This window comes from Candidatus Methylomirabilota bacterium (assembly GCA_027293415.1).
Lineage (GTDB): Bacteria > Methylomirabilota > Methylomirabilia > Methylomirabilales > CSP1-5 > CSP1-5.
The window spans coordinates 1-10,888 of the sequence record JAPUFX010000091.1 but is presented as its reverse complement, the minus strand read 5'-3'; the positions used below and the strand labels follow the sequence as shown (position 1 = coordinate 10,888).

Here is a 10,888-nt window from a genome sequence, read left to right as displayed (position 1 = left end):
GGATCACCAGCAGGAACCCGCACAGGGCGATGGCTCCAACGAGAATCGCCCGCCACCAGTTTCCCATCGCCTCCTCGATCGTCCGGGGAGCCCTCCGATGTCTCTTGAGCTGAACCGACGGTTAACGCCTACCTTCTTATTCTTGTACGGCTTCCGCCCCGGGATAATTTGGGGTAGCGTTCCAACTACGATAAAGCATCAAATGTCTAAGCCATGTCAAGCGGGATGCATCCGCACTCGATGGTTTAGAGGTGTCCTGCCACTGCCCTCTGTCGACTGCGGTGCAGATTACAACCAGTAATCTTCACTAGGCTGTAGGGAGATGGCGACCGGCGGCTGCCTTGACCATATATCCCGACCCGCCTCAGACTTTGTAATTGAGCTTCTAGAAGGCATCATTTTCGCCCCTGACATACCCTACAATCGACGATCGTCCCCCGACCACAAGGAAAGGCGCTGTGGGTGCGCGGAGACGTAAGCACAACCCCCCCAAGGTTTCTTATTTGACGGGAGTTACATCACATACGGGTGGTTGCGGAGTTATCAATAGGGTATATCTAATCCTTATTTTTCCGGCAGTTATATTACATGCGGATGGTTGAGCATTAGGCAAGTGTGGGTATATAATCCTTATTTTACTGGCAGTTATATCACTAACGGGTGGTGGTTTGGTGATGTTAACTTAGGGGTTCTAGCCGTGTCTGGCCGCGAGTTCCTGTGTAGCATGCATTACTCCCTCGGTGATCCGTTCCAGCCCCGCAGCTTACCCATCGTGGTAAGATCATCTCGCCGCCACAGGAATAAGCTCTTTACGTGCTTTGCTTAGTTGGGGGATAATTAAAATCGCTTCGGGAGTTCCAGGGTTGGAACCGGGGTGAGGTTGAACTCATAGGTTTCATTATCGCGGTTATCTTGCCATTCGTCAGTCCCTACTATATCCCTGTCAAGGTCCTAGGGGTGTTGCATGCTCGATCCGAAGGTCATTGACCTAGCAGGTAAACTGATTCAGGTGGAGTTCCAGGAACGTCGCCAGCAACTCTCTCGAGAAATCGAATTTGTCCATAATGAGATGGCTGAGCGGGGGTTCGGACGATCAGGCGTAGCCTTAGCGAGAATCCGTGAGCTGTGCTCTCGTGAGGTCGAAATTCTGGCCCGTATCGTCTGGCAAATGCTCTTGAGAGTCATCTCAAGCATAGGACTGGAACCATCGGAAACACTCGCTCAAGAATTGAAAGCAGAGGTCGAGCGCTATCTTCCGTCAGACCTTCCAGAGTTGACCCAGATCGTGAAGAAGCAAGCCTATCTTGTCCGGATCGAACAGACGCCCTCTACTCTGAACGAGGCCCGGACTCACGCCCTTAACAGGGTCGGCGTGGAAATTGATCTTTTTGTCCACTCCTTAATAAGTCGCGCCCAAGCAAAGGAAGGGGAGGCAGTATTTCCTGCACCCGTCATTCATATCCACTCACCCGTCGGAGTCATTCAGACAGGGCCGGGCGCTACAGCGAACGTACTCCAGGACCTCGGCATCGAAGGCCGAGATGAATTGCTTAGGGTCCTTCGTCTGATAAGTGAGCGCCTTGCCGCTTTGCCGGAACTACCCGGTTCTTCGAAAGAGGAGGTCCTTGAACTCGTCAAGGAAGGACTAACAGAGATTCAGAAGGCTAAGCCAAACGCAATACGACTCAGGAGCATTTTGACGGCAGTGGGACCCGCAATCCAAAACGTCGGTACTCTCTACTCGGCATACCAAGCGTTGAAAGCTGTCGCATTGCTACTAGGAATTTCGTTGTCGTAGAAAGGCGCTTACTCTTGATACCCCCGTCTCAGTAAGAAACACTTAGCCCCCCTTCGGCCCAATCGGTCACGCCCTATTGCCTATTTCCGGGACCGGGCCTTGCGTTTCTTCTGGTAAAATCGCCGTGTCCGATCTCGGAGACTACACTTGGGGGTATCAAATTGTTGGTGTCGCACCGCGATAAAGAGTCGCTTGCACTCGGGGCACCGCTTGAGCCGAGACAATTTTATCCACGTCAGGAGGTCCCTCACTCGCAGGACCATCTCTCCCCTGACCATAAACGGGCGGCTGTCGAGCGTTTAATTCCGGCACCGACTAGCACCACTACTAGCACCGAGCAAAACGCTGAATTGGATCAGGCGGATAACCTACTGAAAGTAGAGGGGTTAATCCCAATCTGGTTGTGAAGTGTTTGGCACCAAAAATGCACAAAAAAAGAGTTCCAGGGGGCAACAGAGATGGGCAACATCCTGATCGCTGACGACAAGAATGAATCTCGAGCACGGTTGCAGGGCCTCCTCGAGTCCCAGAGGCTGAGGATGATCACCGCATGCAACCTCGGTATGGCCGTGCCGATGGCCTTGTCAGACCCTCCGGACTTCATTTTCCTCAACATGAGCCGCTCCCGAGAGGAGGCGTGGACCGTCTGTCAGGCTCTCAGAAAGTCCTGTCCGAAAGCGAGGATCCTGCTCTGGGTCGAGGGGGATCCGACCGACGAGGACATAGCGCTGGGCCGAGAAGCCGGGGCAGACGAGGTGACCTCGGAGATCCGCGATCAGTCAGATCTCTCCAAATTCTTGGAGGTAGGACTCGCCGAGTACTCTGTGACCTGTCCCCAGTGTGAAAACGTCTTTTCCTTGCAGGAGAGGCCCGTCCCGGGCGCCAGAGTGGAGGCCCAATGTCCCCAGTGCGATTTTCTCATCGGGGTGCTCCATCATGGACCGGAAGCGGTCACGGTGGATCCCCCCATCAACGGACAGGCCAAGATCCTGGTGGTGGAAGACACCAAGTTATTCCGAGCGTACCTCACCGATATTTTGACCGCGGCGGGGTTTGACGTAATGACGGCCCAGGACGGCGTAGAAGCCCTTGAGGTCCTGATGCAGGACCCTCCCGACCTGGTCATCACTGATGTCCTCATGCCCCGGATGCACGGCTTTGATCTGTGCCGCAGGATCAAGGACCATCCGGAGACTGCCTCACTACCAGTGATCATGATGACTCAAGTGTACACGCGGGAACACCATGCACAGGAAGCCCGTGGGTTGTACAGGGCAGATGATTACATTACCAAGCCCTTCGAGCGCGAAGACCTTCTCGCCCGCATTCGCCGGTTTCTCCCACACAGCATGTAACTGAAATCTCCCCTTGACAGGGACTACTGACTCGGGGTATCTACCGACCCAGAACGGCAAGAGGGGCTGGGCGTAGGGAAAGTGGTGTATCCCCGAGGGAGAGGGGGAGAATCCACTGCTGCCCCGCAACTGTAAGCGGTGATGAAATCCGCACGAGCCACTGTCTCGCACAGCGGGATGGGAAGGCGCGGAGAGTAAAGGGACCCGCAAGCCAGGAAACCTGCCCAGCCTCGCGGACTCTTTGAGGCCTTCCGAGGGGAACGGCCACCGCGTGATCTGGGAGTGGTGTCGACAGGCACCGCGGATCTTGGAGCGACGGGAGCCCCAACCTTGAAGGTTGGGGCTTTTTGTTTTGGGAGGTGATTCAGTGTCCGCCAAGAGCCTGATGGTCCAGGGGACCGCCTCTGATGTGGGCAAGAGCATTCTGGTGGCTGCCCTCTGCCGTATCCTCGCCCAGGACGGCTATAGGGTTGCCCCGTTCAAGGCCCAGAACATGGCCCTAAACTCCTTCGTCACCCCTGAAGGGGGTGAGATCGGGCGAGCCCAGGCGGTGCAAGCGCAGGCCGCCCGCGTCGTGCCGTCGGTCCTGATGAATCCCATCCTCCTCAAGCCGACCAACGAGACCGATGCCCAAGTGATCGTCCTCGGCCGACCGACTGGGACCTTCTCTGCCGTCGCCTACGGCGCTGAGCAGATCCCGGCGCTGCGCCGCGTGGTCCGCGAGGCCTACGAACGTCTCGCGGCGGAGTATGAGGTCGTCCTGATCGAGGGCGCAGGGTCTCCGGCCGAGGTCAACCTCCGCGACCGTGACGTGGTGAATATGGCGGTCGCCGACATGGCGGATGCACCGGTGCTCCTGGTCGGGGACATCGACAAGGGAGGTGTCTTCGCAGCGCTCGTCGGGACCCTGGAGCTGCTCGAGCCGGTGGAACGGGACCGGGTGGCCGGCTTCGTCATCAATAAATTTCGCGGGGACCTGACGCTGTTGGCTCCCGGCCTCGACTTTGTTGAGGCCCGAACCGGCAAGCGGGTCTTCGGTGTCGTCCCGTTCTGTCGCGACATCCGTCTCCCCGAAGAAGACGCGCTGCCGGAGCATTTCACGCCTGGCACGGCGCAAGAAAATGGTCGCGGCCTACGGATCGGGGTTGTCGCGCTTCCCCACCTGTCCAACTTCACCGACTTTGACCCGCTCGCCGCAGAGCCGGATGTCCAGCTCAGCTACATCCGGTCCCCAGATGAGATGGCAGCCCTCGACTGTCTCATCCTCCCCGGGAGCAAGAGCACCGCTGAAGATCTGACCTTTTTGCGTGATCGGGGCCTGGCCGATGCCATCAAGCGGGCAGCCGCAAACGGAAAAGTCGTGGTCGGCATCTGCGGCGGCTATCAGATGCTCGGGACGCGTATCGCCGACCCGGATCATGTGGAGTCAGAGCGGAACCAGGTTGAGGGCCTCGGACTCCTTCAAGTCACAACCCGCTTTCGGCGGGAGAAGATTACGCATCAGGTCCGGGCCAGGTGCCAATGGAATGAGTGTGAAGTGACAGGCTACGAGATTCATCATGGGCTTTCCTTCCCCGTGGATGGGGCCGAGACTGCCTTCGAGATCGTAGAGCGGTCAGGGCAGGCAGTGCGGATCCAGGATGGGGCTCACGACGGCAGCGGAAGGGTCTGGGGGAGCAATATTCACGGTTTGTTCGAGAACGCGTCGTTCCGGCATCGGTTTCTCCAGGAGCTTTGGGAGACGAGGGGAGGTTCTCGCCCGGTCAGCAACCCACAGGGATGGGACCTTGAGCGTGAGTACGACCGATTAGCCGACTTGGTCCGCGCCCATCTCGACATGGCCGCGATCTATCGCCTAATCGAGGGGAAGCGATGACGGGGAAAAGAGGGGTTCTGTGTGCCCTCTCGATTCTGCTCTGGGTGTCACCGGTCAAACCGGCGACTTTCGTCGATATGGTGGGACGGGAGGTTGAGCTTCAAGGGCCACCCCGTCGCATCATTTCATTGGCGCCCAGCCTCACCGAGATCCTCTATGCGCTCGGCGCAGGAGATGCGGTGGTGGGGGTGACCGACTACGCCACCTATCCGCCCGAGGTCGAGGCAAAGCCGAGCGTGGGCGGCGGCATCAACCCGAACCTGGAGGTGGTCGTCGCGCTCAAACCGGACCTGATTTTCGTATCCGCTGATGCGAACCGCTGGGGGACTCTCTCTCAACTGGAGCGGATCCACATCCCGGTCTTCGGAGTGAAGCCTATAGGAGTTGGAGGGGTTTTTGAGTCCATTCAGAAGGTTGGCGAGGTGGTGGGGAGACGACAGCAGGCCGAGACGTTGATCGCCGAGATGCGGCGACGCATGGCTACCGTATCGAAGAAGGTCAAGGGACTAGCCAGACCGAAAGTCCTTTTTGTTATCTGGATCGATCCCCTCATTGTGGCCGGACGAGGGACCGTCATTGATGGACTCATCGATGTGGCGGGGGGGGCGAACGTCGTGCGGACACTCGAGTTTTCTCGGTACAGCCTTGAACAGGTTTTGGTTCATGAACCTGATGTGATCGTTCTGGCCTTAGATGGTGGCGTCCCTGAAGATCGGGAGGTCCTTCGTCGCTTGCCGGGGTGGAGAGAGATGCGGGCGGTTCGGGAAGGGGCAGTGCGAGTCATTGACGCCAATCTGATCAATCGTCCTGGGCCCAGGATCGTTGAGGCAGCGGAGTTTTTGGCGGGTCTTCTTCACCCCGGGGTCTTTCGCGGAGGTGGTCCATGACGCTTGGCCGTCTGCTGTGGGTCATGGGCATACTCACCGCTGGGCTCGTGGGAGCCATCGTCCTGGCCCTGTCCGTGGGGACGGTCCGGGTGGGATTTGCCGAGATCTTTGGGATGCTCTTTGGGAAGCTTTTCCCCAATCCCGTTTCCTGGACAGAAACGCAAGAGACTATCGTTCTAAGCCTGCGACTCCCCCGAACCCTCCTCGCCGGTATTGTGGGGTCGGCCTTGGCGTTAGCCGGGGCGGGATTTCAGGCGATCTCCCGGAACCCGCTGGCAGACCCCTATATCCTGGGCGTTTCAAGTGGGGCAGCCTTCGGAGTCGTGATGGGGGTCCTGACAGGCCTTGGCGCAGGGACCGGCATCCTCTTCTTGCCCCTCTTCGGCTTTGTGGGGGCATTGGTGGCGGCGGTCGTGGTTTATGGCATCGCGAGCATCGACGGTCGCCTTCCCGTCCACACTCTGCTTCTCGCTGGAGTGGTGGTCTCACTTTTCTTCTCCTCGGCCATCATGCTTGCCTCAGCCTTGATGCAGGCGGAAGAGCTTCAGGGGGTCGTGTTCTACCTGATGGGGAATCTCCGCGTCGTGAGCTATCCTACGATAGGCATCGTTCTGGGCTGCTTGCTGATCGGCACCGTGCTCATCTATGGCCAGGTCCTCGCGTTGAACCTCTTGTCGGCGGGGGAAGAGGCGGCGGCCCAGTTGGGGGTGGAACCTGAGTGGGTGAAACGGATCATCTTTGTCGCCTGCAGTCTGGTCACGGGCGCGGCGGTCTCGGCCAGCGGGTCTATCGCTTTCGTTGGCCTGATGGTTCCCCACGCTGTTCGTCTCTGCCTCGGCTCGGACAACCGTCTGGTCATCCCTGCCTCCCTCTTCGGCGGGGCAATCTTCCTGATCCTGGCGGATATCGTAGCCCGGACGGTGGCGGCACCCTTGGAGCTCCCTGTGGGGGTCATCACCGCGTTCGTGGGTGCTCCGTTCTTTGCGTACTTGCTCCGGAGCAGGTATCGGAGCGTCTATCCATGAAAGCGGTCGAAGTTGACGATCTGCGCTTTAGCTATCGCAATGGGCGCGTCTTGGATGGGATTTCGTTAACCGTCGAGTCGGGTGAAATCTTGGGAGTGATCGGGCCCAACAGTGCAGGCAAGACGACCCTGTTGCGACTTCTCAGTCGAGTTCTCGTTGCGGAGGAGGGGACGATTTCGCTCTTTGGCCGAGACGTCAACGCCCTCACTAAACGGGAGGTCGCGCGAACCGTGGCCGTGGTCCCCCAGGAATTTCAGGTGGCCTTTTCCTTTACGGTGGAGCAGGTCGTCGCCATGGGGCGATACCCGCACGCTCGGGGCATCGGCCTCGAGACAGCAGAGGATCACCAGACAACGGAACGCGCGATGGACGAGACAGGGACTGCTCACTTGGCAGCCAAGTATCTCGACCAGCTCTCGAGCGGCGAGAAGCAACGGGTCGTCATTGCCCGTGCGCTGGCCCAGCACCCCCGACTCCTGCTGCTCGATGAGCCAACGGCTCATCTCGACCTCAGTCATCAAGTCGAGATTTTGGGGCTCCTCAAACGACTCAAGTCTGAAGGGGGACTCACCATAATTTTGGTCTCTCACGATCTCAACGCGGCGGCGGCGGTTTCGGACCGGCTCGTTCTGCTCAAGGAGGGGACAGTCCTGACCGCCGGCTTGCCAGAGGAGGTGATGCGACCGGAGATCTTAGAAAAGGCCTACGGCTGCGCCGTCTGGATCGACACGGATCCAGAGACGGGCAAAATCCGCATCCTGCCCCGCTTCTAACGGGGTTCACAGTTGACAGTTCATAGACTGAGCCCCGATTTTTACCGTGAACCGTGAACGATGAACTGTGAACCGTACTGTCCCCGGATTAAAGGGAAGCTGGTGCAAATCCAGCGCGGTCCCGCCACTGTAAGTGGGGAACCTCCCTGCATCATGCCACTGTCCCGCGAAGCGGGATGGGAAGGCGCAGGGGGTGATGATCCACGAGTCAGGAAACCTTTTCCGGGGGAAGACGAACATCACTTTCGCGGAAAGGGAGGTGTTCCATGGTTTCCACGATTTTCAAGAATGCGATCCTGACGGCAGCACTCACAGGGTTATTGATCGGGGTGGCCTGGGCCCAGGAGAAATCAACGGAGAAAAAAATAGGCGAGGAAGAGGAAATTGTTCAACTCCCGACGGTGGTCGTCCGGGGCACTCGGCTGCTCGAGTTTCCCCTGGATCTCCGCCGGTTTCCGGGCCAGGTCCGGGAGACGACCGCAGAGGAGATCGAAACCTCAGAGGCACACACGGTCCCTGAGGTTATTAAGACCGAGCCCGGGGTTACCCTGTACAACAACACCGGGAATCCGTATGAACCCACCTTTGATATGCGAGGCTTCAGCGGCGCACCGGTGACAACGACCACCGTGATCCTCGACGGGGTCCGCGTCAACAACCCCGATTTCAACTTTGTCAATTGGGATCTGATCCCGGTGAAAGATCTGCAAGGGATCCAGGTCCTTCCTGGGACTGCGTCCGTCTTTGGAAAGAACGCGTTGGCTGGGGTCGTCAACCTCCAGACCAAGCGGGGAGGACCGGTGCCCGAGGCCAAGGTCGAGGTGGCCGGCGGCAGTTTTGGACGCCAGCGATACCGGGGAAGTTTCGGCGGCCCCGTCGGGGGCTTCGACTACTATCTTGGATTTACGCAAGACTTCGAGGATGGTTTCCGGGATAACTCCGACTCCGATGTGAGACAGCTCTTTGTCAAGGTGGGCCGCCCGATTCCTTCCCTGGGGACCGACATCACCCTCTCCTACCTCTATGTCGACGATCATCTGGAGCAACCTGGCACGCTGCCGGAAGAAGGTATTCCGGGGGTGTGCCCCAGCATCAACATAGATCGCACGGCGAACTGCACCCCGGGAGACTTCGCAGATCGTATGCTCAACCAAGGGACCCTCAATCTTCGGCAGGAACTTCCGGCCGGCTTCTCCGTTGCGCTCAACGGCTTTGTCCGCGACCTGGACCAGGAGAGCTTCGACAGGTTCCTCTCTGGCGGCACAAATGAGATCTTACTCGACATTCTCACGGGTGGCGCTACTGTTCAGGTGATACACGAGGCCACCCCCTTTGATCGCCCGAACCTCTTCGTTGCAGGCATGGAGTACGCGAGTAGTGATTTTGACAGTAGTGATTCCGGCACGTTCCCCTCCAGGACGGAGACCGACGAACAGGTCCTGGGCTTCTTTTTTCAGGACAGTCTCGACCTGATTCCGGAGGTCCTCATCCTGAGCGCCGGCGGGCGCTACGACTATGACCAGATTGACTTTACCGACCAGCTCGTCCCCACGAGGGATCGCGTCCGAACCTTCGAGCGATTCAATCCCATGGCCGGATTGACCTGGATTGCGTCGGAGACTGACCCAGATGTTGTGGTCTACTTCAGTTACTCGGAAGGATTCCGCACCCCCACGGTGAATGAACTTTTCGCTTTTGCCCCCTTTTCCTCGAACCCGGACCTGGAGCCGGCCACATCCCGCACCTTTGAGCTGGGGACACGGACCCGCATGGGCGAGCATTTTGATGGAACACTGGCGCTTTTTCAGACCGATGTGAAAGATGAGATCTTGTTCGTGCCCACCGGTCTGTTCACTGGGTTGAATGAGAACGTGGATGAGACTCGGCGTCGCGGGATTGAGCTGACGCTGCGGGGACAATACGACGGCGTGGTGGACGGATTTCTCAACTATTCCTACATCAAGGCGACCTTCGAGACTGACGCGTTATTAATCTCGGGGCTGGCCCGCGAAGGAAACGACATCCCCCTCGTCCCGCGGAATCGTCTGGGCCTCGGGATTAACGTCTATCCGATCGAGGGCCTGACCTTTTCGCTCACCGGACTCTATGTGAGTGAGCAGTTTCTGTCGGGGGACGCGGCGAATGTCATCAAGCCGTTGGATGCCTATGGCGTCATGAATGGGCGAGTGAGTTATCGGCGAGGGCCGCTCACCCTCTTCCTGCAGGGGAATAACATCACGGATGCCGAATACGAGGTGTGGGGTATCCCTTCCCGTGGGACGCGCTTTTTGATGCCAGCGCCTGGTGCCAACTTTTTGGCAGGCGCGATCCTCGAATTTTCGGGGTTCTACGAATAGGCACCCTTCCATGCGACTACGACTGAGTCAACATTCGCTCCCGTGGTTTTTTTCTGTGCTTCTCCATGCTGCGATATTCCTCTTGATCCGCTGGGGGGCAGTGGTCCCCCTTTACCCGTATGGTCACGGAGCGATGGAGGTCATGCTCGTTGGTGGCGTTCCCGGAGGAGGTCAGGCACCCGGCCCCGGAACAGAGGGGCATCTATCTCGGGATACATCGGGCCCGGGGAGTGTAGCAAAGCCGTCTATGGAAGAGGCGTCGCATTCTTCCGATGGTCAAAAGGAAGCGAGCAAAACCGATGCGCCAGTCCTTCGGGATTTTGTGCCCCAGGAGGACATCTCTCCACCAACACGTGCACGGAAGGAAGAGGAGGGGAAAGTGGAACAGAAGGATCCCGTAGTTTCGCGCCTCTCTCCTCTCCAAAAAGCTCTGCCGAGGTGGACCCCTCGCGATCCCCCTGAAAGGCCGAGGACATCGGCCTTCAATGAGCCATTGGGGCTGGGCGATGGGTCGGGTGAGATCACCCTCTTGTCGCGTGGGTCGAATGGCGGTGGAGGGATCGGTCCGGGGGCAGGAGAGGGGACAGAGGGGGATTCCGGGGTGGCCCGGGCCGGCGATGGGAAAGGGGTTGGTACGGGGTTTGGTCTTGGGAGTGGGAACGGATCGGGAGGAGGCGGAATGGATTGGTTCCGACTCCTTCGCGACAAGATTGAGAGGGCGAAGCAATATCCTCCGAGGGCCCGGCGATGGGGGATGGAGGGGACTGCGGAAGTGCAGTTTCGCATTGCGCGAGACGGGAGCGTCGAGGATGTCACT

9 protein-coding genes and 2 riboswitches are annotated in these 10,888 nt (G+C 58.6%); of the genes, 8 read left to right on the top strand and 1 reads right to left on the bottom strand.

Going from position 1 to position 10,888, the window contains the following annotated elements; all coding sequences use genetic code 11:
* Positions 1 to 964 precede the first annotated feature (964 nt).
* Positions 965 to 1,798, top strand: a complete 834-nt coding sequence (locus O6929_06980) for a hypothetical protein (GenBank protein ID MCZ6480130.1) — start codon at positions 965 to 967, stop codon at positions 1,796 to 1,798.
* Positions 1,799 to 1,878: 80 nt separating this feature from the next.
* On the opposite strand, the gene O6929_06975 is transcribed toward O6929_06980, so the two are convergent.
* A complete protein-coding gene (locus tag O6929_06975) occupies positions 1,879 to 2,076 on the bottom strand; it encodes a hypothetical protein (GenBank protein MCZ6480129.1) in 198 nt (65 codons plus the stop codon).
* 180 nt (positions 2,077 to 2,256) lie between these two features.
* Between O6929_06975 and O6929_06970 the strand changes: the two genes are divergently transcribed.
* The 7 genes from O6929_06970 to O6929_06940 form a co-directional block, all read left to right on the top strand.
* A complete protein-coding gene (locus tag O6929_06970; GenBank protein MCZ6480128.1) occupies positions 2,257 to 3,153 on the top strand; it encodes a response regulator in 897 nt (298 codons plus the stop codon).
* Between the two features lie 17 nt (positions 3,154 to 3,170).
* Positions 3,171 to 3,396, top strand: a riboswitch (cobalamin riboswitch).
* Between the two features lie 124 nt (positions 3,397 to 3,520).
* Positions 3,521 to 5,029, top strand: a complete 1,509-nt coding sequence (locus tag O6929_06965) for a cobyric acid synthase (protein ID MCZ6480127.1) — start codon at positions 3,521 to 3,523, stop codon at positions 5,027 to 5,029.
* Positions 5,026 to 5,916: a cobalamin-binding protein gene (locus tag O6929_06960; GenBank protein ID MCZ6480126.1), complete on the top strand. Its 891-nt coding sequence runs from the start codon at positions 5,026 to 5,028 to the stop codon at positions 5,914 to 5,916. The genes O6929_06965 and O6929_06960 overlap by 4 nt, the downstream gene beginning before the upstream one ends.
* A complete protein-coding gene (locus O6929_06955) occupies positions 5,913 to 6,941 on the top strand; it encodes an iron ABC transporter permease (protein MCZ6480125.1) in 1,029 nt (342 codons plus the stop codon). Before O6929_06960 ends, O6929_06955 begins: the two co-directional genes overlap by 4 nt.
* Positions 6,938 to 7,714, top strand: a complete 777-nt coding sequence (locus O6929_06950) for an ABC transporter ATP-binding protein (protein ID MCZ6480124.1) — start codon at positions 6,938 to 6,940, stop codon at positions 7,712 to 7,714. Before O6929_06955 ends, O6929_06950 begins: the two co-directional genes overlap by 4 nt.
* Before the next feature lie 50 nt (positions 7,715 to 7,764).
* A riboswitch (cobalamin riboswitch) is annotated at positions 7,765 to 7,954 on the top strand.
* Between the two features lie 26 nt (positions 7,955 to 7,980).
* Complete coding sequence (locus O6929_06945; GenBank protein ID MCZ6480123.1) at positions 7,981 to 10,071, top strand: TonB-dependent receptor; 2,091 nt, start codon at positions 7,981 to 7,983, stop codon at positions 10,069 to 10,071.
* Positions 10,072 to 10,450: 379 nt separating this feature from the next.
* Positions 10,451 to 10,888, top strand: a 438-nt coding sequence (locus O6929_06940; protein ID MCZ6480122.1) for an energy transducer TonB, incomplete at its 3' end; no start/stop codon positions are given.